Here is a 26,792-nt window from a genome sequence, read left to right on the forward strand (position 1 = left end):
TTCTTATTATTACATGATTCCTATTATCGTCGAATACTATTTAGAGTCTCTACAAATCTTTTAATCCCTACATGAATAAGATCTGTGTTCGCTCTTCCAAAAGTAAAACGTACATATTCTTTTTTCGAACCTAATACACTCCCTGGAACAAAAGCTACACCATTTTGTATCGCTCTTCCTAATAAATGATATTCATCAATTGAACCCTGCACTTGACACCACAAATGGATACCACCTTCTGGAACATGAAATTCAACCTGATTCCCTAAAAGTTCCCCAAGACTTGTGATTAATTGATCCCTTCTCTGTTTCAGTTGTTTACGAAGCATAGAAATATGCGCATGAAAATTTTCTGATTCTAAGAATTGATTCGCTATCCATTGAGGAAAGACACTATGTCCAAAATCTACTTGCTGCTTTGCATCTGCTAAACGCTCAATGACCTGAGGTGGACCAATCACCCACCCAATTCGCAATCCAGATGCTACGATTTTCGATAATGAACTAATATATAGAACATTTCCATTCGTATCCATAGACTTTAAGGTTGGATTTACTTCTCCATTGAAAGAAGTTAAGCTATAAGGATCATCTTCCACAATTGGTATACCAAATTCAGATGACAATCCCAAAATCTTTTTGCGACGAGACAATGAAAGGACCGTTCCGGTTGGATTTTGATAATCCGGATTTAGAAATACCATGCGAATTCGGTGCTTTCTGTGTAAATCTATCAAATCATCCGGATTCATGCCATGTTGATCCACAGGTAAATGGTATATTTTTAACCCGGCAGATTTAAACATCGGAAGCGAAAAACAATACGATGGATTCTCAATAGCAATGGCATCTCCTGGCTTAAGCAAGCACTGCACAATAAGATTAAGTGCCTGCTGCGCCCCTGATGTAATTAAAATAGAGCGTGGATCAACATCGATATTTTTATATTTATCTACATGTGAAGAAATCGTTTCCCTTAACTTTTCATTTCCTTGTGGATGATCATATCCTAGATTCTCCATAAATATTTGTTCTGAGAGAATCCTGCGAAACTGGTCAGCAGGAAACAAATCCCGTGACAACTCACCACTTGCTAAATTAATCAAATCATCCTTCTGAGTTTCTGTTCGAATTTGTTGAACTAGCGGTAGATTCGGGAGGAATGAACCATCTTCTACATATCTCCCCCAATTTGGCGTACGTTTACGCGATATCCCCCATATATCTGTGTTTACACGCGTTCCACTTCCTTTTATTCTCTCTACTACCCCAAGTGATTTCAGTTCCTCATATGCCGCTACTACCGTACTGCGGTTCACTTGCAACTCTTTTGCTAAAGTACGTTCCGAAGGTAACATACTATCTGAAGAAAATTCTCCTGAAGAAATCCCCTGTTCTATATAGTCAGCAATTTGTTTGTAGACTGGCGTTTTATCTGCACGATTGGGTCTCCATTCCATCTAATTCCCTCCCCCTTATCAGCAGACTTTTTATTGATTAAAATAAAATTAAGGTGTTAACCTCTGTTTGTTATATACTAAGTATTTCGCTGTTTGAATTTAGCATAGTTTGCCCTATTCATTCCCAACTATGAAGATATTCACTCATTCTACAATGTGAATAGTAGTAACTAAATAGATATACGAATTGAATTCCCACTCCTATTGTACATTCACATATTTGAGGAATGGAGCTTCTTTACATTAAAAGGCGATGTCTCTATATCCTTATAAAAAAGAATAGTGTTAAAAAATAAACATTCCATTTCATTTAGGCCACCTACTTATCTAAAGTACAAAGACTACAAGACAGCAACCGCATACCACGTAACTCCTATAAGAAGACTTAATAAAAGGACGATATAAATAACAGACAAGTTCGTCACATTCTGCTTCGTAGACTGACCGTAATTTTCCTCCGTGTTTCTTGCAACTAACATCGTTCCCAAAAGTGATACAATTACAATAATAATAACTAATGAAATTGCAAATTTCATTGGCTTTCTCCTCTCTAAAACCAGTCTATTTGAACAGAAAATCTAATCGTTCGACTTAAAAACTTTATACTTTTTGGATGAGAGCATAATCAAGATACTTAAAGCATACTACCCTTCTCTTTTATAATAAGGGATATTCATTTCAAAAGGACCATCCACTTTCACAACTTTTTACTCATCCACTTTACGAGTGAAAAATAGTGTTTCTAAGTTATTGCTACCACTAAAAAAATAAAAAGAACAATACAAAAAAGCAAACAACCTACTGAGTCTTTCTCATCGGTTGTTTGCTTTTTATTAGCACTATGAAACATTCGGTTGTCTTGATACCTCATCAAAAATTCTTCGTATTATTGTCCAATTAGAAAAACGTTAACCAAACAAAGTAAATTATCGGTTAGCCACTTCATTTTCTGTTTGAACCTCTACTGGAACACGCTTACCTATTCCAAAAGCATAAAAGCTAATGACAACGATAGCCAGGAAAATAACGCCTACAATAAGTGAGATTCGTGTGTCTTCGTTGAACCACATACCGATTAGTACCATGATTAAAAAGGCAATCGTTACATAGTTTGTAACAGGCGCAAATGGCATTTTGAACGGATGATTGTCCATTTCAGCTCCTTTTGCTTTTCTGAATCGAATTTGACTAATCAGAATGACAAACCACGGAATCATACCAGGAAGTACACTTGCACTGTATACATACACGAATAAGTTTTTTGGTGCAATATAACTTAAAATAACGCCAATCGCTAAGCCAATTAACACGCCAATCGTACCAAATAAAGGCACACCATTACGGGAGACTTTTGCAAAGTATTTTGGTGCTTGTCCATTCATTCCTAGTGTATAAAGCATACGTCCTGCACTGTAAATACCACTGTTACAGCCAGACATTGCAGCTGTGATTACGACAAAGTTAATCAGCCCAGCAGCTGCTGTAATCCCCACTTTCGCAAAAGTTGCCACAAACGGGCTACCAATTGAGCTTAGTTGATCCCAAGGGTAAACAGTTACAATAACAAAAATTGCCCCAATATAGAAAATTAAAATACGCCAAATCGTACTTTGAATCGCTTTAGTTAACGTTTTTCTCGGATCTTTTGCTTCGCCAGCTGTAATCCCAATTAATTCGACACCTTGATAAGCCCCAACAACTAGTGATAGAGCAAAGAAGAACCCTGACCAGCCACCTGTAAAGAAGCCGCCATTTTCCCAAAGATTAGATAAACCGATTGCATTCCCTCCGTTACCAAATCCGAAGAAAATAAGTCCAACCCCCGCAATAATCATTAACACAATGGTAACGATTTTAATCATCGCAAACCAAAATTCAAATTCACCAAATGATTTAACAGAAATTAAATTCGCCGCACCAAGAATCACCATTGTGATGATACCTGGCACCCAAGCAGGCAGATCCGGGAACCAGTACTGCATGTATGCCCCAACCGCTATAATTTCTGACATTCCAACAATCACCCACTGGAACCAGTTACTCCATGCCGTCATATACCCTGCTAATGGGTGTATATACTTATGGCCAAATGTCGCAAATGAACCTGTACCTGGCTCTACATACAACATTTCTCCCATCGCACGCATAATGAAAAATATAAAAATTCCTGCGATTGCATAAGCAAGCATTACCGACGGACCTGTCCATTTAATCGTACTTGCTGAACCCATAAATAAACCAACACCAATTGTACCGCCTAAAGCAATCATTTGAATATGACGCGCTTCTAAACCCCTCTTTAGTTCTTTGTTTTCCACTTCATTTCCCCCTCTTGCGCTATTAAATCCCAAGCTGAACACTATACTACAATTTCTATTAGGTATCAAAATGATGAAGCAAGCGTCACTTTTTTCTCTCTTTTAAAAGCTGCCCTAAAATCATTTTCCATTTCCTATTAACCATTCGCAATAGTCGGAAAATTCACCCTATCTTCCCTTCGTCATAAAATTACAAAATTACTTATTTTATAATAATTAGAAAATAATAACTAGATTAGAAATAAACACCATTACCCGATTATTATAAAAACACTTCATCACCGTAGCAAATCTAGGTGAGTAGTTACCCATAATCGAGCTTAAGAGTAAATAGCGAACTCTAATTTCTATCTTGTAGCATAATCAGCATGAAATGAAACCTTATAAAAAAGTGTTTCGCCTTTTAATCGTAGAGTTACAAGGAAAACATAATAGAGTGAAACTTTAATCGTTGAGAGTTTTCTCCCTCATGAATCAGGCTTTTACGAGCAGTTGATTCCTAATTTAACTTCTTTGTCGTAAGAAGTGAGTCTTACTGTCCGTAAATAGCGTGATTAAAAATGTATTGACAAAATAACATGTATTTTTTTATAATCCGTTATAATAACTTAAACAACTGTAATTTGCCATGATTTTATTTGCGATGAAGAGGAGAGTAGATGGTTAGGAGTGTATCAGAGAGCTCCCCCAAGGCTGAAAGAATGGTAACGATTGAATCATTGAAGGTGGCCTCGGAGCTTTACTTGTGAAATAGATATTTAATGTCTAAATTAGTAAGTAACAGTTGGTCCCGTTAGTATAATTAAAAAAACGAAATCCCTTCTTAAGATAAGGAATTTCATTTTTTTATAAACAGTTTAACTTTTTTCAAAACAGTGTGACTTCCTTACAAACGTCGCGACTTTGTTTTAAAGATCATGACTTTATTTTAAATCCACAAAAGGCTAATAACATATCATTTCCAAGTACTGTGTTATGAAAAAATTAGCAGCAGGTGGTTATATAATTAACAAGCGGCTTTCGAAACAGCCCCTTTCTATTATTTTACTTCTATTGTATAATTCCCTGTTCCACTGCCATATTTATATACACTTAAATAATATTTCCCCGGATTCGCATAATAGCTTCCCAGCAATTTATTTCCTTCGTACTTTGTTGCATAAGTAACATAGTTATTCAAATCTGACTCTTGATATAATACCCAATTCAATCCAAGATTTTGCTCATTCGTAACGGTAATCTGTAAATCCTTCGCTTCCCTTATATCAATTACAAAGCGATCAACTTGATCTTGATTATTTAGGCTACCTCGTAATAACGTGTTCAGAGATAGAGGGTTAGCTGTATCGAATGAATTATTTGGTTCTTTTTCTACACTAGTATCCTCCTCAGTATTCACTCCGTTAAACACAATATCATATTCAAATTGCCCAGCTGCATTGACACGGTAATTTACGAAATAAGCAGTTAATGTTTTATATCCGCTCCACTCTTTTTGCGAAAGATGTTTAAGCATCTCATTCGTTGCTTGATTCATCGCTTTCCAGTCTTCATTTTCTCCTTTTGACGTACTTCCTGTATATGTTCCTTGTAGTGTAAATGTATTAAAGAATTGTGATTTATTCTTTGTTACCTTCACATTTTTTAACTTTGCTTCATTTGTGATATCCGCCGCAACATCCAAAAGCGCTTTCAGTTTATGCCCTGCTAAATAATCATCTGATACTTGCGGAATTGTATACTTATCACGATTATTAATAAGCATTTGCATATAAGATTGGTAATCTTCATTTAATTTATTGTCTTTACTTAATGCAGAGCGATACGCATCGTAACCTGGGACATCATTTGCACGAATTAAATCATGTACTTTATCGAACATATCAGGGCGGTTATTATACATATAAGATTGCAATGCAAACGAATAGTTATAAAAATCCCACGCTCCATATTTTGCATTTAATGTTTGCTCAGCTGTGTATCGCTTAGCTGGATCATTGGATAATCCACCAATTATACTTTTTCGCGGTACAACACTATCTACTCGAGTTGAACCTGCAAAGAATTCCGCATTTCCTTCTTCAAACCAAGTCAAGCGTTCATTTTGATATAGTTCTCCTTGTCCCCATAACCCGGGCACTTCATATCTTCCTTGCAAATAGTGTGTAAATTCATGACGGAACAATTCTTCTAAACTATAAATACTCTGCTGCGGTGTACGTTCATATGTAAAGAAAGTTCCGATTCCTTCAATGTAAATTCCACCATTATTTGTTTCATAGCCGTACAATTGACGATTAAATTGATATTCATCCGGACTATTGTAAATCACCATTGTTAACACATCATCAGCATGTCCACTTTCAAGTGGCTTATCACTACCAACTGTACGATAAAATTGTGCTTTCACTTCTTTTGCTGCCCAATACAAACGTTTAATTTTCTCTTCAGTAACCTTATCTCCCGCTTTAAAGACAATTGCCCCGTCATCAAATGTATACGTTTTCGGCAAATATTTTTGCTTGCCATCTTCTCTAATTTTATCTAAATTTATTGTCTTTCCGTTTGCATCTACTCCGCCATAATTTGTAGTGATTTGTTCTGCCGCAACAAAATATTGTTGTCCTAAATATGGATAAATACGCATCGCTTCTGTAACAACTTGCTGTCCTTTTGTTGGTGTACTATGAAACTTGCCAAATCGGCTAGCATAGTAAATGCCATTATTAATTAACCATCCATTTTTATCCGTTACCGTACCAATTAGTGCAAAACGACTTACTTCATTAATAAAGCTATCGATGTTCTTATACCACATCGTATCTTTTGGTTCTTTGTCCGTAGTATACATATACGACTGAACATCATAATCAATTTCTTTCATCAAGTTATATATAGCATCACCTTTTGTCCGATCTTCAATAAACGTAGAAAGATTATCATTATATTGTTTAAGAATTCCAGCAGCATATTGAATTATTTCAACATCAGCCGACGCGCCTCCAATTAACATTCCATACGACGAAATTACTTTATTTTGTTCTGATGTACCAAGTTTAAAATTCGGGTTCTTCGCAATTGTTTTTAACGCTGGTAAACATTTGTCATGATAGCTACGCTCACTTAGTTTACTTAATTCTTGATGATAAAAGCCTAAATAAAAACCTGAGCGTATAACTTCTACTAATGTCTCAACTCCTTTTGAATCATCTTTCGTATACGTTTGACCTTGTTCTGCTAGTTTATCAATGAGTGCTTGCATACGGCTATCATCTTGATAGAATTTCAAACTATCATTATTAAACTGAAATAATTCCGGAATTTGATTCCATTTAATTGTCACAAGAAGATCGGCTAATTGTTTGTTGCTTAATTGATTCAATTCAGCCATCGAATATTTTCTTTCTTCAACTAGCTGTTTAGTATTCTCTTTTGGCATTGGTGGACGCTGCGATAGGTCTGCTAACTTTAACCGTTTTGTAAATGAAGTACTTTCTTGTATGTTCGAAGAGTGTGCCAACTCATCAGGAGATTGCCTTAACCCTATCGGCTCCATTTGTAATGTATTCTTCGTATATTTCTCTTTTGTCTCTGCTTGAACTTGCAATCCATTACATGATATAGTAACAAGTCCAACGCCCAGCATCAATTTATAAAATTTCGAGTATTTCACCATGCTGTTGCCTCCTTTTTAATAGATCGAAAATTCAGACTTTTTTAAAAATGAATTGTTCAACCTGTCTTTATTAAACAGCCCCCCTATTGATACTAGTAAAATTAGTGATATAATGGTAAGTCACTTTTTTACTACTAATGATACATCATACTTATTGCTTGAATTTACTTCCCCCTTCCTTTAATGTAATATAAGCAAAAACTGTGCCAATGTTATATCTTATGAATAGGCAACTATTCTTTATTAATACTGTATAATAAAATATACATAAACAATGTAGTAATGTATATTTTATTTGACATAAAACTCCCCTGTCAAAAAAGAAAAAAGCCCGCTACTGACAAATCACATAAGAACAGGGTTCTTTGAATTAGTTGCACACTTTTTTTACTTTTTTGGCGAGTTATTTCATAAAACGAATAATATATTTGTGCATCCTTTTTCACTAATCATTCCGCTTTTTCATACAAATCAATTGTATTTTTATATAAAAAATCATATTTATCTTGTAATGGTTCATCGTTTTAATGAAACGAGAAGTGTGCTGTCAGTTTTATTGACAGCACACTTTTCATTTTCTTAGAAATTGTAATAACATGTTCATCTTCTGTTCATAAACATCTCTTATTCTATAAAAGTGAAAGAAGGAACACTTATGCTTATTACATTTTTCACTTTGTTGGATTTTCCAATTTCTTATATCATTTGTGATCATCATTTTATATAAAGTGAAACTTCCATCAGTGGAAGTTTTTCTTTCCCCCCTACTGCTCAGGCACATGCCAGCAGTCAACTCCCTCCTATCTTCTGTGTTTTCTCAAAATCTTGATACGGGAGGTCTTACTTTCAAAAAATAGAACGATAAATTAGAGGTGAAAAAATATGCGTTCATTATATGCTAGATTTGTTATCATATCAGTTTTTATTATGCTGGTTAGTAGTATATTGGCATTTTTACTTACAAATGTATATTATCATGTTTATTTAAAACCATATAACAGCGAGAAAATTTTAAAATACGCACAAGAAGTAAAATATTTATATGAGAAAAATACAGAACAAAATAAAGATGGTTATTTACAGTCTATTTCTAACCTTGGCTTTGAAATTTACGTAGTAGACGATAAAAAACAAGGCAAGCAGTACGATGATAATTTCAAGAAAATGAATATTAGTAAAGAGACAATTGAACATGTATTAAAAGGAAATATATACAATGGAATTGCAACGTATCCTAATCGTTTATTTGCTACTGGCTTTTTTGATAATACACTTTTGAATAGTATTGGGATCCCTATCGAAAACAATGGTAAGGGGTATGCGCTATTTATTCGTCCGGATATTCAACAGCAATTTGGAGAATTACGTATTTTCTATGCTGTTTTATTAGGATTAATTATTATAATCAGTCTAATTTGTATCGCGATAGCTACCCGCTTTGTCGTTCGTCCTATTCAAAGATTTACACATGCGACAAAAGAGGTTGCATGTGGCAACTATGATTTAGCACTACCAGAAAATCGCCGAGATGAGATTGGAACGCTTGCAACTAGCTTTCGTAAAATGGCCAAAAGATTACGCAATTCAGAGCAGATGCGACAAGAATTTGTTTCGAATGTTTCACATGAATTTCAGTCACCATTATCATCTATTCAAGGATTTTCAAAAACATTACAAACTAATGATTTAACGAAATCTGAGCAGACACATTACCTAGAAATCATCGAATCAGAAAGTCGACGCATGTCCAGTTTATGCAAACAATTATTAATACTTGCATCACTTGATAAAGAAGATCTTACTTTACGTAAGCAATCTTTTGATCTTGGGAAGCAAATAAAAGATACTATTTTTATGCTTGAATGGGAATGGAGAACGAAAGAACTTGCAGTTGAAATGGATGTTCCCAACATGCAAATTTACGGAGACGAAAACTTGCTCCATCAAGTATGGATGAATTTATTTACCAATAGTATCAAATTTACAGAAAGCGGCGGAACGATTGCATTTGAAGCAGAAGAGCTGGAAACAGAATGGCGCATTTCGATTACTGATATGGGTATTGGTATACCTGAAAATGAAATAAAAAAAATATTTGATCGATTTCATAAAGTCGATACTGCCCGAAACAGAAATGTAAATGGAAGTGGATTAGGTCTTTCTATTGTAAAAAAAGTCATTGACCTTCATAGCGGAGTAATAACAGTGGATAGTGAACTTGGAAAAGGAACGATTTTTTCTATTTACCTTCCGAAACAACAAGAAGGGACTATTCATATGCAAAATAAAAAATAACCTGCATTCACTAATGCCTACTGAAAAAATACCTACTTTGAACAAGAAACAAAATTTTTATTAATATACAGCGATCAAAAAAAAGATAACTTCCTTTATACAATAGGGAGTTATCTTCTTTTTCTGTAACATATTTATATATAAACTGTATACCCGTCTTTTGTAACCTTTTGTTCATATTCTGTTCATATTTCCTCTTTATGATAAGAACATAGAATGAAACAAGGAGGAATGAACCTAATGTTTTTAGCACTTAAAGAATTAAAACAATCGAAATTACGATACGGATTAATCAGCACAATCATGATGTTATTATCATTTCTTGTACTTATTATATCAGGTCTAGCAAATGGTTTATCTCATGCTAATGCCTCTTCTATTATCGAAATGAAAGCAGACAAGTTTATATTATCAAATGATGCAGAGGGTAAATTATTACGCTCCCAAATTAAGAAAGAGGATGTAGATAAAGTATTGGCACAGGTTGATGCAAAAGATGCGGTTCCAATGCATATTAAAGTCGCAACATTTGAAAAAGAAGGCAGTTCAAATAAAGTTGATGTTGCTATTTTTTCAAGTAAACAAGATTCATTCATTGCCCCAAAAGTTGTTGAAGGAAAAAACGGTACTTTAGAAAACAATGAAATCATTGCTGATGAATCCATCAAGGAAAAAGGGATAAAGCTTGGAGATGAACTAGTAGATCCTGTTTCTCAAAAGGTTTTCAAAGTTGTCGGATTTACACAAAATCAAATGTTTAGTCATGCACCTGTTGTTCATATGAATGAAAATGTATGGGACAGCATTGCACTGCCACATCAAAAAGATTACAGTGTAATCGCCCTAAATACTGATAAAAAAATCGATAATGCAACAGTTGTTGATAAAAAAGAAGTACTGCAAAGTATTCCAGGTTATAAAGAAGAACAAGGAACATTAACGATGATTATTGCGTTTTTACTTGTAATTTCAGCATTATTAATTGGTGTTTTCTTCTATGTCATTACATTACAAAAAACACATCAATTAGGTGTATTAAAAGCAATCGGAACAAAAAACTCATATTTAGCAAATAGTTTAGTTGTACAGTCTATATTCTTATCTGGTGTTGCTCTTATAATCGGCATTGGCTTAATCTTTGCAGTACAGGCTGTTTTACCAGCTAGTATGCCGTTCTTATTAACAACAACAACAATCTTGCAATATGCAGGTATCTTTATCTTAATTAGTATATTCGGTACACTAATTTCTCTATATCAAGTATTAAAAGTAGATGCATTAGAAGCAATCGGAGGTGGCATGTAATGGTGACAGAATTAAAATGGGATACCCCATCGTCATTATTAAAGTTGGATCAAGTAAGTAAAGTATATGGAGAAGGAGATACAGAAGTAACAGCTTTGCACCCAATTACGTTAAATATAAAAGAAGGCGAATTTATCGGCATTGTTGGTCCGTCTGGTTCTGGGAAAAGTACATTGCTTTCCATTGCAGGTGCACTTTTATCCCCTTCTAAAGGAAATATTTACATTTCTGGTCAAAATATAACAAGCTTATCAGAAAAAGAGATGACCGATATTCGTTTAAGAAAAATCGGATTTATATTTCAATTTGCAAACCTCGTACCTTTCTTAACAGTGAAAGAACAACTCTTATATATCGCTAAGTTAAAGGGAGAAGATAAAAAAGAAGCTGGTAAACTTGCAGAACAATTACTGAAAACTTTTGGATTATCACATCGAATGAATCATTATCCAAATCAACTTTCAGGTGGTGAAAAACAACGTGTAGCCATTGCTCGTGCATTTATGAATAATCCAGACTTAATTTTAGCTGATGAACCTACTGCTAGTCTTGACTCAAAACGTGCTAGAGAAGTAGTTGAACGAATGAAACATGAAGTTAAGAAAAATAAAAAAGCAGCAATTATGATTACACACGATGAAAAAATGCTTGATGTATGTGATCGAATTTTAATACTTCGCGATGGAAAATTACTACGAGAAAACGAAGTATAAGAACACCTGTACAATAGCGATGACCTAAAAAGACTTTCTTATCCCCTATTTAGGGGATAAGAAAGTTTTCTTTAATTAACAGCACATTTTAATTTTTTGTTTACAGCATAATTGAATTCAAATATAATAATCCAGCGAAATTCATATGTAATATTGCGTTCATATTCTATTCATAATTCTCATGTAACATGCTTTATATAAAGCAACTGACTGTTAGAAAGGAATGATGAACGTGTTAGCATCTGCTATTACATTTATTACAGCTGCACTCATTTTTTATACAATCGGAGTATGGAGTGAAAAATTTCAAAAGACATTAAAATTTTGGCATGTCATTATTTTCTGGCTTGGACTCGTATGTGATACGATCGGGACCACATTAATGGAGAAAATGGCAGAAGCAGGATCCCTGTTCAGCTTCCATGGAATAACAGGCTTATCAGCCATTTTACTTATGCTATTCCATGCTGTTTGGGCAACAATTGTGTTAATAAAAAAAGATACAAAAATGATGACAACATTCCACACACTAAGCGTTATCGTATGGTTCATTTGGCTAATTCCATATATTTCTGGACTTATATACGGAATGACAAATAGCTTTTAAATAAAGTTTCATTACCAAAAATCAACATTGCTAAAACTACCTTAGGAGGTATATGATGAAAAAGTTATATAATGCAGCATTCACTTATTTAATTATCGGTTTATTATCAGGTATATTCGCGAGAGAATATGCAAAAGCGCAAGGAATTCAAGGTACTACTCTACTGAACCTGTTGCACACACATGTGTTAGTTCTTGGATTTTTATTCTTCTTAATTGCCTTAGCCCTATCAAAATCATTTGCATTCCATGAAGCAAAAAGTTTTAACATGTGGTTCATCGTCTATAATATAGGATTGGTTTTAACAGTTGCTTCAATGGCGGCCCGTGGACTTCTTCAAATAAATGGAACCGATTTTAATGGATTAAGTCATATGGCAGGAATGTCTCATTCTATCATCGGTGTCGGTCTTGTTTGGTTTATGATTCTATTAAAAAAATCATACAAAGGATAAAAGGAGGTAAAACATGAACTTAGCTGTTCTATCAAGTATTATTGCTCTTTGTATGGCTGTTGGAATGATGTTTCTTCACTTAAAATCAGCAAAAAAACCTATAACACTTAAAAAAATTATACTCCCGCCAATTTTTATGAGTACGGGAGCATCCATGTACTTCTTACCAGAATTTCGATTAACAACAACAGAAATTCTAGAAGCAGTTATCGTTGGTTTATTTTTCTCTATTTTTCTTATTAAAACGTCAAAATTTGAAATACGTGGAAAAGACATCTATTTAATACCTTCTAAAGCATTTATATTTATTTTAGTCGGTTTACTTGTTGTCCGTATTGCTTTCAAATCATATTTAAGTCAATCAATTGATTTAGAACAATTAAGCGGCATGTTCTTCTTACTCGCTTTTGCGATGATCGTCTCTTGGAGAATTGGGATGTACCGTTCGTTTATGAAATTGCAGCGGGAAATGCAGTTTGTAGGCAAAAGTCTTTAATTGAAAAAGCACATTTCTAATGTTGGATGCTGTTTCTTAGCTCTTACAAAATGATTCATTATAGCTTCTTGTTCAGTTTTTTGGTTCTGTATGGATAAAATGTAAAAAAGTAGCGAGATAAGCGACTAAAAAAGCAGTACCACCGCTATAAAAATGTTGGTACTGCTATATAGAGTAACAAATGTTATATTAATTAGAACGTACTTGCTACTTTAACAGCCATTTCCATTTGGGCTTTTGGTCCTTCAGAATATACACCACCACTTGCGTTTAACAATGCAATTTTCTTATTTCCAATAAGACCTACTGGACCTTCTGGCGTATATTTAAATGTTTTGCCCGCACGATTTAAGTAATCAATATATGTGTGTAGTATAGCTGGGATTGTCAAATTCCATAACGGGAAACCAAATACAACTTTATCAGCTGCAAGGAATTGCTCTAAATATTTATCAGCAACAGCTACAGCCTTTGCTTCTTCTGTTGTTAAATCAAGTCCTCTACTAGCCTTAAATGTACCATTAATCATATCTACTCCTACATATGGCAATTCTTCCTTGTATAAATCAAGCTCTACTACTGTATCATTTGGATGTGATTCTTTGTAGCTCGCTAAAAAAGCCTCGTGTAATTTTACACTAACTGATTGGTTTGCCGGGCGATTGTTTGCTTTTACAAATAAAACTGTTGTCATTCTCTGTTCCTCCTGTTACTTACTCTTACGTTGTTATATATTCACTAAAAACCGCGTTATATTGCCTTTACAATATCTTTTTAAAACTATACTCCATTTCTCCACCTAGCGCTTCAGCTGTATCACCAGTTTCTCTGAAATCATGTGTATGAATTTCTTCAAACGGCTCAAAATTTACTTGTTTATAAAATTCATAACAAGGGAATCCATCATGTGCACCTTCAATATGGACAGTGCCATCTTTTTTGACCTGTACGGTTAATAGGTAGTCAACGGGAGGTGCATATACATTTAATGGATTGCTAGCACTCGCACTCATTTGAAATTTGACGTCATCAGAATTCCATACAATATCAGTGCACAAAATATTTTCTGTACTAGCTTTTCCTGTTCTTTTATTAACGGAACCATCTGAAGTTGTAACCCTTTCTGTGGTTATACCTGTATTTCCATATGTGAAAATTTCTTTTTTGTAAAAATCTACAACTACTTCTTGTTCAATTCTGGAACGCATAGCGTTTACAGCATAAGGTGTAAATTCACGTGAGTCACCTTCAAATTGGATCACATTGCCCGTTTGAATGTCCTTCTTAGGTTCAGTCCAAGACATTGGAATAAATACGCTTGCTCTAATTTTAACGATACTAGTCATGAGACACACCTCTGTAATTCTAATTTTTTTGGGTAATACAGAAAAACCTTGAGCAAAACAAATCGCAATTTCTTTCGCATATTCAATTGTTTTTTCTTTAATATTTTCTGCTTTTGATTTAAATAGTGACATTCTTCTGATTCATATTTATATCTAGATTATTATTTTAAAACTGTATTCCATTTCTCCAGCTAGTGCTGCTGGAGTGTCACCAGTTTTTCTGAAATCATGTGTATATATTAACTCAACTGGACCAAAATCTGTTTGCTTATAAAATTCATAGCAAGGGAACCCATCATGGGAACCTTCAATATGCAAAGCTCCACTTTTATTAACACGTATTGTTAATATTACATAGTATTTCAAAATGGACTCTTTTTATCTATCGTGGAATACGGGTTAACACGATATTTTTAATCAAACTTTATTTTAAATCCACAAATATAATAATGCTTCTCAATTATTCTTAAGGTTAAACTTTTCCTAATAGTAGAATTAACAAACTTATAAAACTGTCACCTTTATGTAAGGTTATTAGATAGTTTAACTATTATTTCAATGTAATAATAAAAGTATAAGAAATGCATACATAAAAAAATATATTATACAGAGGTAACCATACGATGATTTTAAAACTAGCGTTTATACTTTTTGGAGTAATCTTAGTATTATGGGGTATATATAGTACGAAAAAATATGAATCATTTTTAGATGAGTGAAAATCCTTGTCTATAAAGAACCCACAATTTTCTCATCATCTACTTCATATTTTACTAAGCAATCATTTTCCATGACTAGTTCTTTGTCAACTAAGTTACCTGTGACACGATCAACTATTTTTTTATAAACTTTATTTTGTCTGTATACTTGACCATCTACTTTTTTTGCAAAACGATGATCTTCTTCAACGATAGAATACTTATATGGAGGATACTGGGATGCCCTAATTTCTCCATAGATGTATTCTTCGTCAAGATGCAGATTGACTTGATAGGAAATGTTTGAATTGTTTCTCAATTTGAGATCAATAATACCATTCATCAAAGTGGCGCCTGTTCCAAATGGAATCACACGTCCATAGTCAGGGAATGGATCGAAACTATGACGATATCTTTCCACTGTTTCCAACTCTGAATGAAGAAACATCCAGTAAAGAAGATTCCCTAACTGACAGAGACCACCGCCTATTCCCTTTATCGCTTCGCCATTCATTAGAATAATTCCTTCTTTATATCCAGCCTTTTCACTGGAATTACCAACAAGATGCCAAAATGAAAATGTTTCTCCCGGTTTAATTACAACCTGGTTTATTTTGCAGATGGCTAGCTTTAAATTGGTGATTTTGTTATACTGCAGCTGTATATCCGTATCACCTAACTTTCTAATAAGCAAAGATTTATGTTTATAAATCCTGTAAGGTAATGGATTTTGCTCAAATGTTTTTGAAAACTTATGACCTTCAAGACGGTCTCTTATTTTTTTAAACATCCTACGTTGTCTGATTCTAATAGGAATTAAAAGAGGAAACCTTTGTGTTAATAATTTTCTTGCCATTGAGAGTTGAGCTCCTTTATATATTATTCATCTATATATTGTATTCAAATTTACACCTTATTCATCATCACTAAGCAAATTGATATGTATTTCTTACTGTATTACCTTATAGTACATATAAAGGTTCTGGTGCAAAGATAAACTAAAAGAGAATATAGCGCATATATTTCTAGCGAGATCGTATTTTATGCTATAAGTCCAAACACTTGGTGGATGAACTCTTTTTGATTTTGGACAGATTGATTCTGTAAATCTACTGTTTATTGAATAATTAAAATCTCTTATTGCGATATTAGGTATTTTTCTCTGAAGATGCAACTTAATTCACTCCAAACATCAAATTTATTACCATCTAAATCATAAAAAACAAAATTCTTCCAGTGTGTCCTCTGTTTTCAATCTCTCCAACTTTTATTTCTTTTTTAATAAAATCACTATGGATTGATTCAAGTGCATTTAAACCATTAACTTCAAATGTTAAAGAGAAGCGCTCTTCACCGCAAAAACCGTGAAAATTTAAGCTTTGATTTTCTTGGGATTTAACCAGGAAAAAACTTTGGTTTGCAAAGTTAAGAATAGCCTTGTCTTCGTCTTTATAGACTAACTCTGCACCTAGTTTGTTTACATATCATTTTGAAGAAAGTTCTACATTGGTAACAGGAATATAAATAGTTCCAACCCTCAATAATTTATCTTTCATTCTATTTTCTCCTTTCAGTAACTTAAATAACATTAATAAATATATTCTCTTTTTATGTACCTATTGCCTTTGTAAATTCCATAATTTTCTTCATGATGTTTCGTTATATCCTTCCACATCAAGTTTGTATATTCATCAATAAACGTTAAACGCATTCCGTTTAAGATGGATAAGTACGACTCGGCAACTAATGAAGGTGATTCTTCATAAAAGTAACCCAGCCTTTGCCCTGCTTCAATAACCGGATGAATACAGTCTATAAATACATTTACAAAATCGTTTAGTTCTTTAAAAAGCTTTGGAAATCGATCAGGTCTCGCAAGAACCTGCTGAATTAGACGTAGGTATTCACTTTTCATTGAAAAGAGTTGTACATGGCAATCTATCATTTCCCTCACAACTTCAAGAGGCTCACCTTTAAAGTGTTCTTCTATCTCAATAAAATATGGTTTGATTTCCTCCAATGGCTCCAAAATCGCTGATTCATAAAGTGCTTCTTTTGAATCAAAATACGTAAATACAGTACCAAAGCTAACTCCTGCTTCTTTTGCTATTTCGGCAACTTTTGTCTCTGCAAAACCATTCTCACTATATAATTTAATTGCGGCGTTTAGGATAGTAGATCTTTTTCTTTTCTTTTTTTCATCATTAGTAAGTCTAGGTTCCATTTAGATGCTCCTTTCATAATAAATGATTGATTAATCAATCATTTATTGTAATTTGTTTCCATTGTCAATATGATGAAGGAATTTATTTTCATATTTTTACATTTAGTTATATTCGAACTTCGCAAACGAATAAATTTAGCTCAAAAGTCGTTATTCTATTAAATGGCCCTTTAACAGAACAACTCTATGTCACTCAATAATTCCTTAATCCACCTTTTATTCAAATGTTCTTTTTCTTTTAGTCATAAAAACACCCCTTTAGATAAAAATATCCAAAAGGGTAAAGCTTCGCATCTTTTTTATAAACATCGCGACTTTATTTCAAATCAACATCATATAATATCTTTTATTGTAAATCTTTGAACTCCTACAAAAGTAAATATAATAACAAATAAGCAACTTAACACATAAAAGCTACTAAATTGAAAGAAAGTCTGCAAGCCTTCTAGATGAATAGGGTCCATTGCTAATCCTGGTTGCGAAAATGGCCATATATACCCGATATTTAAGTAATGAAATATCATTCCTATACATGTAAAACCAAAACTCATTCCAACTGGAACAGCAAAACTTTTTATAGAAGATGAGAGAAATAATTGTACTGCAGCAATTGAAAATGTACCAATCCATCCATTGAATGACCAATTTAATAATGAAATCCAAGGAATAGGACTTGTAATACCTAGTAGCTTACCAATTACAATATAAGCAATTAAAAAAAATACTTGTGTCAATAAAGTTAACATAAAGATTACTAATAACTTTGCCATGTACACATATCGAAACGGAATTGGTAAAGAGATGATTTTTTTCCAATTTCCCTCGCTATGTTCAAAGCGACATACAAATGCACAATAAATACTTACTACGACAGGAAATAAAAATAATCCATAAATTAATCCAACTTGTGTCCAAGCTTTCTCCCACTCATTTGTTGAGACTTTCATTAAGACATCATAGTTTACTTGAAAATTTATGAGTCCAAGCGCAATACAAATAAGCGGAATGAATGTCATTACAATCCATATTTTTGAACGTTTTAATTTTAATAATTCGCATCGAAATGAGCTTAATAACATATCTGCATCCTCCTAATGAATATCTTTGTGCGCAAAATGAACAGTGCTAAGAACGATAAATAATAAACTAACTCCTAAACTTAACAAAAGATTCATCATGACTCCTTCATTTGGGAAATACACTATTTTCCCATTGGAAAAAGCCCAAGAAATTGGATTTGTCAGAGATGAATATGTCCAAATTATCCATGTTTTCCAAGGAAACATCTGCCCGCAATACCCAAGAAATGAGCCGATTACACCTGCCGTTAAAGAAAATACTTGATTTTTCACTACCAAAGATATCCAGAGTTGCAAAATAACCATAGGAATACATCCTATAATGGTAAAACAACCATATTTCAGTAATAATATCACCGGAATTCCACCATCAAAATTAAAGATTTTTCCCATTAACATAATTGCAGAAATAGAAATTACACCTGTGTATACAAGAAAAAAGAGGCTAAAGATAATTTTGGTTATATATACTAGCTTCCTAGATGTGGGAATTGCACACAATAGCTTCCAGGTGTTCCCCTTATTTTCAAAATCAATTATTCGAGATGTAATTGTCGCAATCATTATAGGTAAAAATAATGCATTTATCATACTTACTCTTGAAAGAAGCGACTCCCAATTTAGAAATTCCTTTTTGTCTTGTGACACAATAGCAAATAACCAAAGTAATGCTAAAGACTGTATCAAAAATACTACTAAAAATAATTTCTTTCTTTTTAATTTCAATAATTCACTTCTTAAGGCAGCAATCATTATAAAACACCACCTTTTTCTGTTAGGCTTAGAAATATTTCCTCCAACGTATGCTTCTCTTCTTCAATTCGATACACTGATAAATTCTGCTGTACTAATAAATGATTTATGTGAGAAATAAGGTGATCTTCTTGTTGATGCGTAACTAGACAATTACCTTCAATTCTAAGATGAATTTGATGCTGTTCTAAAATTTGATGAGCCTTTACTACATCATTTACGCGTATTTTCATTGATGCCTGACTTTTTTTGCGTAACACTTCAATTTTATCTTGAAAAATAAGCTGTCCACTATTAATAATGCCCACTTGCGTTGCAATTTGATCCATCTCATTTAACAAATGACTAGAAATAACAACTGTCATATCATATTGCTTTGGCAGTTGTTTGATGAGTTCACGAATTTCTTGAATCCCGGCAGGGTCTAATCCGTTTGTGGGTTCATCTAAAATTAACAATTTTGGATTTCCAAGTAGTGCCATTGCTATGCCAAGGCGTTGCTTCATTCCAAGTGAGTATTGTTTAACTAGTTTATCTTTTTGTTTCTCTAATCGAACGATACACAATACCTCATCAATATTCTTTTTTGGTACTTGTAACATTTTCCGAATTACTTCTAGGTTTTCATGACCTGTTAAATGTCCATAATAAGATGGCGATTCAACAAGAGAGCCAACCTCTCTTAAAATATCTATTCGATTTGTTTTTAAATCTCGATTGAATACTTTAATATTACCTGTAGTCGGTTTTATTAATCCCAGTAACATTCTAATTGTCGTTGTTTTCCCAGCCCCATTTGGGCCTAGAAATCCATAGATTTCACCTTTACCGACTTTCATTTGTAATTGACTCACACTATTTACAGCTCCATATGTCTTTGTCAAATCTTCTGTCTCAACGATATATGTTCCCATTATTGGCACCTCTTTTTCTTGATTAAGCTATCATTTATTATGAAAGTTCTTGCTTAATCTTGAATTGAGCTGACCTTAAGTTTAGCTTAATTTTCTAACGGAAGCTGAAATGTAATTTTTGTACCGTTTCCTTTGCTGCTTTCAACTACAATTTCTCCACCGTGAGCCACGATGATTTCTTTTACAATCGCCATTCCTAAACCTGAACCACTTTTTGGATCTGTATTTGTACCACGGAAATATCGATCAAAAATGTGTGGTAAATCATTTTTATTTATTCCGTCACCATTGTCTTCAATCGTAAATACGGTATATCCAGATGTTTGTTTTATGCGAACTTGTATTAATGTTTCAACATCAGTATGAATAAGCGCATTATTCAATAAATTTACTATCACACGTTGAATTAATCCCTGATCTGCTTTTATAATTAGTTCCTTCTTAAGACATTCAAACTCAATTAATCGATTCTCATAATGAGGCATATTCATAAATTCAATAATCGTTTCTCGGGTGAGATTCACAATATCTACTGTATTTTTATGGATAGGTAACAACGCATTCTTCAATTGATATGTAAGTTTTAAATCATTAATCAATTTTTCAATATAAATTGATTTATTTTGAATGACTTCTGCATATTGGTACATTTCTTGCATATTGATTTTATACTCGCGATTCCCTATAATTTCACTATAACCTTTAATAGAAGAAAGTGGTGTCTTTAAATCATGAGAGATGTTTATAATCCATTCTGCTCGCATCGTATCTAGCCTTTTTCTTTGGAGATTAATATCCTTTAGTTGATGCGATAACTGATTCAAAGTTATATATACCTCCGCATATATTCCTTTTTCTTCCGGTACTTGTTCATATTGTCCTTGTTTTAAATTATTAATATGTTCAATTATCGTGACAACAGGTTTTGACATATACCTTGCCACAATGTAAGCAAATAATAAAATACAAACTACTGTTACTCCTATTAACATTAAAATCCCATATGGATAGAAGCTAGATAAATTATTGAAGTTCAAATAGACAGATTTTCGCAATGCTTGGTTTGACGGAAAAGCGACAATATAACTTTCTACTTGTGTACTTTTATCTAACTTACCCACAAACGTTGTATACCCCCCAATATCGTACTTATAGCGTAAAATCAAATCACTAGGGGTATAATGAGTTGGTGTATTTTTAGGCTTATACATTTGAAATACTTCATCACTATTACGATTTAATACTTGTAACCATGCTCCATGTTCTTGCAAAAAAATTTTCCCTTTATTTGTTATAGAAATACTTCCATTTTCTACTGTGATTTCTTTTTGAAAAGCTAATACTGAGCCCTCTGGATCGTCCATTCCCTCACGGTTATAAGTAAATACTAAATAACTAAAAGCAAAAAATTGAACGATTAGGATAAACATAATTAATCCTATTAATGAGGTAATATATAGTCTCGTGACCTTCCACTTCATCTTGCATCACCTTTTGTATTAAGTTTATATCCGAGTCCCCTTACTGTTACAAGGTAATGAGGGTTGGAAGGATTATCCTCTATTTTTTCTCTTAAATGTCTCATATGCACCATCATAATATTGTCATTACCCAGATATGTTTCTCCCCAGACAGCTTCATATAAGCGGGCCTTACTAAAAATTTGATTTGGGTTTTTTATTAAAAATAGTAATATATTAAATTCTTTTGCTGTTAAAGATAGTAATGTATCACCCTTTAACACTGTTCCTTGTGCCTCATCTATCCTAATGTCTCCAAACTGATACATAATCCGAGCCTTTTCTTGATATTGATTGCGTCGAAAAAATGCTTTCATCTTATATGCTACTTCTTTCGGACTAAAAGGCTTTGTAATGTAATCATCGCCACCTATACTTAATCCAAGTATTTTATCTAAATCTTCATTTTTCGCCGATAAGAAAAATATTGGAACGAATGTAAACTGTCGAATTTGCTGACAAACACTATATCCATCTAAATCTGGAAGCATAATATCTAATATGATAAGATCTGGCTGTACTCGCTTACACATACATATTCCTTCTGCTCCTGTTGTATAAGTATAAATATGTTGAAACCCCTCTTTCTTTAAAACTGTTTCTAACAAATTTAAAATCTCTTTTTCATCATCTACTATAAGGATTTTTTTGTATAAACATCTGGAATATTATGTATCATCTATTGCACCTCAATATCTTTCTACATAGTTTAAAATTAAATAGTGAACAGTATTACCTTAATTATTAATGTATCATTTCCATTCTACAGTAAAATAGTAATTTAAAAGTTTTCTTACTGATTTTAGAGGAGGATTATCATTTTTTCGATATGATTGCTTTTATTTTTTAATTTTATTATGAAAATTTTAAGTTAAACACGGGTCATCTAATACAACACAATTTATAAGAAGTGATCATTTGTTTATGCAACATAATTTACAAGAGAGGAGGCAAATACATGGATGTGGCAAAACAGTTTTCTTCCTGTCTAAAACAGGAGAAAAAAAGTGAGCACACGGTTCTGTTGCAAAGTTACCCAAAACATAGAAAATCTAGAGTTGCATCGTTAAATGGTTATGCAACCATTAATAATTCCTGTAATTCGTTATAAACCGAAAAGGCGGAGCCTATTTGAAGACTTCGCCTTTGTTTGTATAGGGCATGAATGGTTTCAATGCCTTTTATTGTAAGAGAAGCATGCCGGAGAGTTTGAAATCCCGATGCCCTAGCAAAACGACGTTTCACATGTCGGTGGTCTTGTTCTATACGATTATTCATATGTTTAACGGTACAATGAACGGTGCTTTTGTAAAATCCTTTCTCCTTTAACTTTTTAAATGCATAAAGTAACGCTGGCGCAATAAATTTTGACTATATATTTAGTCAAAATTTATTGCGCCCATTCTAAATACCTATTTATCTCTTTGTTTCCAAACACCGTTTCTTTTATAATATACATGATTCTCATTCATAAAATTAGCGGTATTACTAGGAATGGCAAACTTCTTATTTGTGCTTTTTCTCTTTTTCCTTTTCTTTTTTCTTTTCTCTTCTTTAATAGTTTGTAAATCTGCTTTCCACTGTTTTAAAAGTTTTTTTCCCTCCATAGCTTCACAAATTACCCCTTCAAAAAACCAATTATTAACTTTATTACTGATAAATTCTTTATTTTCATTGGAATTCCTTTTTATTTATTCATTTATTTATTTATATTAATTTAGTTTTTTAAGTTGAAGAGAAAATCGTTAAATAATTCCTCTTTTATAAAATATTAGAGGTAACATGTTGGAAGCCCTAAAGGATTCTTTCTATAAAAAATATATAAATTTTATGATTTATAATTACTAAATTTTTCTTATTCAGGCACGATATAATTAGAAAGTGAATAAATAAATTTAAGGTGTAGTTGCTATGAAACAATTAGCAAAGTATCTTTATTGGATCTAAAATAAAAATTTCACAGCAATTACCTGGAATTTAATTGTAATTCGATATTTTCAGGGGTTTGAAAGTAAACTAATATTGAAAAGTTTACTTTCGTTTTTAGGAACAATTATTTTTTTAGCTACCCCTTTAATGTTTACTTCTTTCATTAGCCTCGATGAAATGATTAAAAATTCTTATAATTCTATATATACTTTTATTATCTTGAGAAAAGGGAGATAAGCCTATGTTAACGAGCATTGCAGTAGATGTTTTTAAAAAACTAAAGAAACAAAAAAACGTCGCAAGGGTACAGTAAAATAACCCTTACTGCATACCCCTGCGTATTAATTGGGGGATATTAATTTGATTAAGCAATATAGTAAAAGATTTTTAGGTTCTGTTGCAAAGTTTTCTAAGTGAAATTAAAATGTAAGAAAAATGATTCGGGGAGCATGATGCATGAGATATTTTAAAGGAAAACAGTTCAAGAAAGATATTATTTTAGTAGCCGTCGGCTATTATTGCCGTTTTTCTTTAAGTTATCGTAATGTATCTGAAATACTGAAAGAACGTGGAGTCTTCGTTCATCCAACAACAATCATGCGTTGGGTGCATGAATACGGCAATTTGATTTATCAAATTTGGAAGAAGAAAAATAAAAACGCTCAATTATCTTGGAAACTGGATGAAACCTATATCAAAGTGAAAGGTGAATGGCGTTATCTCTATCGTGCAATCGATAAAAATGGACACACATTGGATATTCAACTTCGCAAAAAACGTGATCATCTGGCGGCATATGTCTTTATGAAAAGACTAGTAAAAACATTTGGAGAACCAACGGTTCTCACAACAGACAAGGCTCCTGCTTTGCTGTGTGCTTTCAAAAAACTAAAAAATAATGGCTTTTATGTACATACGAAACATTGTACCGTCAAACATTTCAATAATCTGATTGAACAGGATCATCGACATGTAAAACGTCGTTTAGCTAAATCCTCTGGATTTCAAAATATCCGTCACGCCGCACGTACAATAAAAGGGATTGAGACCCTTCACGCACTTTACAAACAAAAACGAAATCTTTCACAAGACTTCGTTTTTTCGGCATACCAGGAATTACAACAGTTAATGGCGATTGCTTAAACGCTATCCCTAATGTATCGACCTATTTATACTTTTTTCAAACTTTGCAACAGAACCTAACTATATAATTGAACGTGATTCCCCGATTTCATCCCTAAACGTTACTCATATTTTTAAAGAGAAGTCCTTTCAAAAATCAGTTCTATCAACTCACCTAAAAGTTGAGATAGACTCTCCAATATATGAATGTAAAGCCTTACAACGTGATTGTTGTAAGGTTTATTTGTTATTGTTAAGAAATTGTTAAGAAAAGGTTAAGAAGCATTTAAAATTGCTTTCCTACAATGGAAATATGAGTTTCAGGTTTTTCCCTTCCCTAATATAAAGAATTGAATATCTGGATATATGTGATGCGTTTTTAGATTTGAAATTTCAATGATTGGAGGAATTTAAACATGCCGTTTTCGCAGTTTAATATCGATGCTTTTCGATGGATTAATGATCTAGGGAAACAAAACCCGTCTCTAAATCCAATGATGGTTTTTGTTGCCGAATATATGTTATATGCTTTGGTCTTGGGTGTTCTTATATATTGGTTTACCCGAAACAACAAAAATAGAATGATGATTATTCAAGGTGGACTAGCATTCATTGTCGCTGAAATTATTGGGAAGATTGTTGGTCAATTTTATTCGCATCATCAACCATTTGCAGTACTTCCAAATGTTAATCAACTTGTTGAGCATGAAATCGATAATTCATTTCCAAGTGACCATACGATTTTATTTTTTTCTATTTGCGTTTCTATGTGGCTTGTTCGTAAAAAGGAAGGATGGTTATGGCTTATGCTTGCATTCTGTGTAGCTATCTCCCGTATTTGGGTAGGTGTTCACTACCCTATCGATGTTGTTACAGGAGCTCTTGTAGGCATTATTTCAGCCTTATTTGTGTATTGGATAGCACCAAAGCTTTCTTTCATCAAGCGATTATTGGGTCTTTATGAAAGAATGGAGAAACATGTTATCCCGGTAAAAAACAATTCGAAAGACTTTTGATTAAAACGAGTTACAAAATATCAAAAATTAAAAAAGCGGATTATATATTAGGGGTCACTATATCATTTCGGGAAAATTGTACGCTAAGGACTACAAAACCTTATCCTGGAAACATCTTTAAAAGATAAATACATGTTCAGAAAGATAAAATCCAAAGATTAATTGAACATTGAATTATGTACACACTTTATGAACGTGATTATAGCTAGAAAACCTTGATATTATTGAATTCTATGCTCTGTTCATAAATATAAGGTATTCTGAACAAATATCTCTTTACCGTACATTAAAAAAACAGTGAGTTTATACTTCACTGTTTTTTCTATTCTTTCTGTTGTTTCACTTTTTTAACTTTTACCCCACTGGGATCAATATTAAAAGTAATTGTTACTTTGTAATTCGGAGGATTATGAGCATTTACATAAGTATGATATTCAGCTGTGACAAGAAAATTAAAAGTTCCTTTTGGATATCGCTCAACTTTTATAACTTTTGTCTCTGTTAAACTATATTGATGATATGTTCCAAGTTGCTTTCCCTTTCAATGGAGATATAAAGAAAAATGTTATTATAATTCCATAAAATATTATGGATAATTTATGTTTTTGCATAAAGTCCTCTCCAACCTATGTTACGGGATAAGGGTTAGGATATGCTGAAAAATAGTAATTATTCATTTTAATTTAGCGTACAGGAAACGATTTAAATTTGTCCAATTTGTGTCTGAACGTACATTATCAAGACTTAAATAAAAAAAACAATAAATAAAGGACAATATATATTTTATATGTGGTCTTACCCCCGTCAAGTGGACAGCTGTAAAAAAAGACTATGCAGCCATCGAGATTCGATATTCAATCGGAGCTC

The 26,792-nt window shown here is 32.9% G+C and carries 23 protein-coding genes and 4 pseudogenes; 9 read left to right on the forward strand and 18 right to left on the reverse strand.

Annotated elements, in window-relative coordinates; all coding sequences use genetic code 11:
* Window positions 1-23: 23 nt before the first annotated feature.
* From pdxR to JDS96_RS20105, 4 genes are all read right to left on the reverse strand, one after another.
* Complete coding sequence (gene pdxR / locus JDS96_RS20090) at window positions 24-1,460, reverse strand: MocR-like pyridoxine biosynthesis transcription factor PdxR (RefSeq protein ID WP_033798081.1); 1,437 nt, start codon at window positions 1,458-1,460, stop codon at window positions 24-26.
* A gap of 341 nt (window positions 1,461-1,801) precedes the next feature.
* Window positions 1,802-1,996 (reverse strand): hypothetical protein, encoded by a 195-nt coding sequence (locus JDS96_RS20095; protein ID WP_097794568.1) that lies wholly within the window; start codon window positions 1,994-1,996, stop codon window positions 1,802-1,804.
* A gap of 390 nt (window positions 1,997-2,386) precedes the next feature.
* Window positions 2,387-3,778, reverse strand: coding sequence for an amino acid permease (locus JDS96_RS20100; protein WP_018782218.1), 1,392 nt, complete (start codon window positions 3,776-3,778; stop codon window positions 2,387-2,389).
* Between the two features lie 1,039 nt (window positions 3,779-4,817).
* Window positions 4,818-7,454: a collagenase gene (locus JDS96_RS20105; RefSeq protein WP_199667813.1), complete on the reverse strand. Its 2,637-nt coding sequence runs from the start codon at window positions 7,452-7,454 to the stop codon at window positions 4,818-4,820.
* Window positions 7,455-8,336: 882 nt separating this feature from the next.
* Here JDS96_RS20105 and JDS96_RS20110 point away from each other — a divergent pair.
* The 6 genes from JDS96_RS20110 to JDS96_RS20135 all read left to right on the forward strand — a co-directional run bounded on the left by JDS96_RS20110 (window position 8,337) and on the right by JDS96_RS20135 (window position 13,324).
* Entirely contained in the window at window positions 8,337-9,749 is a 1,413-nt protein-coding gene (locus JDS96_RS20110; RefSeq protein WP_199667814.1) for a sensor histidine kinase, read from the forward strand.
* A gap of 240 nt (window positions 9,750-9,989) precedes the next feature.
* Entirely contained in the window at window positions 9,990-11,054 is a 1,065-nt protein-coding gene (locus JDS96_RS20115; RefSeq protein WP_199667815.1) for an ABC transporter permease, read from the forward strand.
* On the forward strand, window positions 11,054-11,767 hold the full coding sequence (locus JDS96_RS20120; RefSeq protein ID WP_199667816.1) for an ABC transporter ATP-binding protein: 714 nt from the start codon (window positions 11,054-11,056) through the stop codon (window positions 11,765-11,767). Before JDS96_RS20115 ends, JDS96_RS20120 begins: the two co-directional genes overlap by 1 nt.
* Before the next feature lie 232 nt (window positions 11,768-11,999).
* Window positions 12,000-12,374, forward strand: coding sequence for an HsmA family protein (locus JDS96_RS20125; protein WP_018782224.1), 375 nt, complete (start codon window positions 12,000-12,002; stop codon window positions 12,372-12,374).
* Between the two features lie 55 nt (window positions 12,375-12,429).
* Window positions 12,430-12,828 (forward strand): DUF2871 domain-containing protein, encoded by a 399-nt coding sequence (locus JDS96_RS20130; protein ID WP_018782225.1) that lies wholly within the window; start codon window positions 12,430-12,432, stop codon window positions 12,826-12,828.
* Between the two features lie 13 nt (window positions 12,829-12,841).
* A complete protein-coding gene (locus JDS96_RS20135) occupies window positions 12,842-13,324 on the forward strand; it encodes a CcdC family protein (RefSeq protein WP_199667817.1) in 483 nt (160 codons plus the stop codon).
* A 193-nt stretch (window positions 13,325-13,517) separates the two neighbouring features.
* Here JDS96_RS20135 and JDS96_RS20140 read toward each other — a convergent pair whose 3' ends face one another.
* The 11 genes and pseudogenes from JDS96_RS20140 to JDS96_RS20190 all read right to left on the reverse strand — a co-directional run bounded on the left by JDS96_RS20140 (window position 13,518) and on the right by JDS96_RS20190 (window position 22,466).
* Entirely contained in the window at window positions 13,518-14,018 is a 501-nt protein-coding gene (locus JDS96_RS20140; protein WP_199667818.1) for an FMN-dependent NADH-azoreductase, read from the reverse strand.
* A 67-nt stretch (window positions 14,019-14,085) separates the two neighbouring features.
* Entirely contained in the window at window positions 14,086-14,670 is a 585-nt protein-coding gene (locus JDS96_RS20145; protein ID WP_033799794.1) for a DUF3238 domain-containing protein, read from the reverse strand.
* A 153-nt stretch (window positions 14,671-14,823) separates the two neighbouring features.
* Window positions 14,824-15,021 (reverse strand): annotated as a pseudogene (locus JDS96_RS20150) (DUF3238 domain-containing protein); the annotation flags it as partial.
* Between the two features lie 378 nt (window positions 15,022-15,399).
* Window positions 15,400-16,224 carry a VanW family protein gene (locus tag JDS96_RS20155; protein WP_199667819.1) on the reverse strand — a complete coding sequence of 275 codons (825 nt, stop codon included), beginning with the start codon at window positions 16,222-16,224 and terminating at the stop codon, window positions 15,400-15,402.
* A 281-nt stretch (window positions 16,225-16,505) separates the two neighbouring features.
* A pseudogene (locus JDS96_RS20160) lies at window positions 16,506-16,924 on the reverse strand (VOC family protein).
* Window positions 16,925-16,956: 32 nt separating this feature from the next.
* Window positions 16,957-17,592 (reverse strand): TetR/AcrR family transcriptional regulator, encoded by a 636-nt coding sequence (locus JDS96_RS20165; RefSeq protein WP_242479950.1) that lies wholly within the window; start codon window positions 17,590-17,592, stop codon window positions 16,957-16,959.
* Window positions 17,593-17,924: 332 nt separating this feature from the next.
* Window positions 17,925-18,671 (reverse strand): ABC transporter permease, encoded by a 747-nt coding sequence (locus JDS96_RS20170; RefSeq protein ID WP_018782233.1) that lies wholly within the window; start codon window positions 18,669-18,671, stop codon window positions 17,925-17,927.
* 12 nt (window positions 18,672-18,683) lie between these two features.
* Window positions 18,684-19,424 (reverse strand): ABC transporter permease, encoded by a 741-nt coding sequence (locus tag JDS96_RS20175; RefSeq protein WP_199667820.1) that lies wholly within the window; start codon window positions 19,422-19,424, stop codon window positions 18,684-18,686.
* Window positions 19,424-20,338: an ABC transporter ATP-binding protein gene (locus JDS96_RS20180; RefSeq protein WP_199667821.1), complete on the reverse strand. Its 915-nt coding sequence runs from the start codon at window positions 20,336-20,338 to the stop codon at window positions 19,424-19,426. Before JDS96_RS20180 ends, JDS96_RS20175 begins: the two co-directional genes overlap by 1 nt.
* A gap of 86 nt (window positions 20,339-20,424) precedes the next feature.
* Window positions 20,425-21,819 (reverse strand): sensor histidine kinase, encoded by a 1,395-nt coding sequence (locus JDS96_RS20185; protein WP_199667822.1) that lies wholly within the window; start codon window positions 21,817-21,819, stop codon window positions 20,425-20,427.
* Window positions 21,816-22,466, reverse strand: coding sequence for a response regulator transcription factor (locus JDS96_RS20190; RefSeq protein WP_206777152.1), 651 nt, complete (start codon window positions 22,464-22,466; stop codon window positions 21,816-21,818). The genes JDS96_RS20185 and JDS96_RS20190 overlap by 4 nt, the downstream gene beginning before the upstream one ends.
* A gap of 350 nt (window positions 22,467-22,816) precedes the next feature.
* Between JDS96_RS20190 and JDS96_RS20195 the strand changes: the two genes are divergently transcribed.
* Entirely contained in the window at window positions 22,817-22,969 is a 153-nt protein-coding gene (locus JDS96_RS20195; protein WP_199667823.1) for a hypothetical protein, read from the forward strand.
* Here the strand turns inward: JDS96_RS20195 and JDS96_RS20200 are convergent.
* Window positions 22,933-23,217 (reverse strand): annotated as a pseudogene (locus JDS96_RS20200) (DDE-type integrase/transposase/recombinase); the annotation flags it as partial. The gene JDS96_RS20195 and the pseudogene JDS96_RS20200 sit on opposite strands and share 37 nt — an antisense overlap.
* Window positions 23,218-23,270: 53 nt before the next feature.
* Window positions 23,271-23,465, reverse strand: a complete 195-nt coding sequence (locus tag JDS96_RS20205) for a hypothetical protein (protein WP_003199325.1) — start codon at window positions 23,463-23,465, stop codon at window positions 23,271-23,273.
* Window positions 23,466-24,243: 778 nt separating this feature from the next.
* Between JDS96_RS20205 and JDS96_RS20210 the strand changes: the two genes are divergently transcribed.
* On the forward strand, window positions 24,244-24,930 hold the full coding sequence (locus JDS96_RS20210) for an IS6 family transposase (protein ID WP_199667824.1): 687 nt from the start codon (window positions 24,244-24,246) through the stop codon (window positions 24,928-24,930).
* Between the two features lie 395 nt (window positions 24,931-25,325).
* Window positions 25,326-25,925: an undecaprenyl-diphosphatase gene (locus JDS96_RS20215; RefSeq protein WP_199667825.1), complete on the forward strand. Its 600-nt coding sequence runs from the start codon at window positions 25,326-25,328 to the stop codon at window positions 25,923-25,925.
* 322 nt (window positions 25,926-26,247) lie between these two features.
* Here the strand turns inward: JDS96_RS20215 and JDS96_RS20220 are convergent.
* A pseudogene (locus tag JDS96_RS20220) lies at window positions 26,248-26,536 on the reverse strand (DUF3888 domain-containing protein).
* Window positions 26,537-26,792: the final 256 nt, after the last annotated feature.

It is taken from the genome of Bacillus cereus group sp. N21, from assembly GCF_016483395.1.
GTDB classification, from domain to species: Bacteria; Bacillota; Bacilli; order Bacillales; family Bacillaceae_G; genus Bacillus_A; species Bacillus_A pseudomycoides.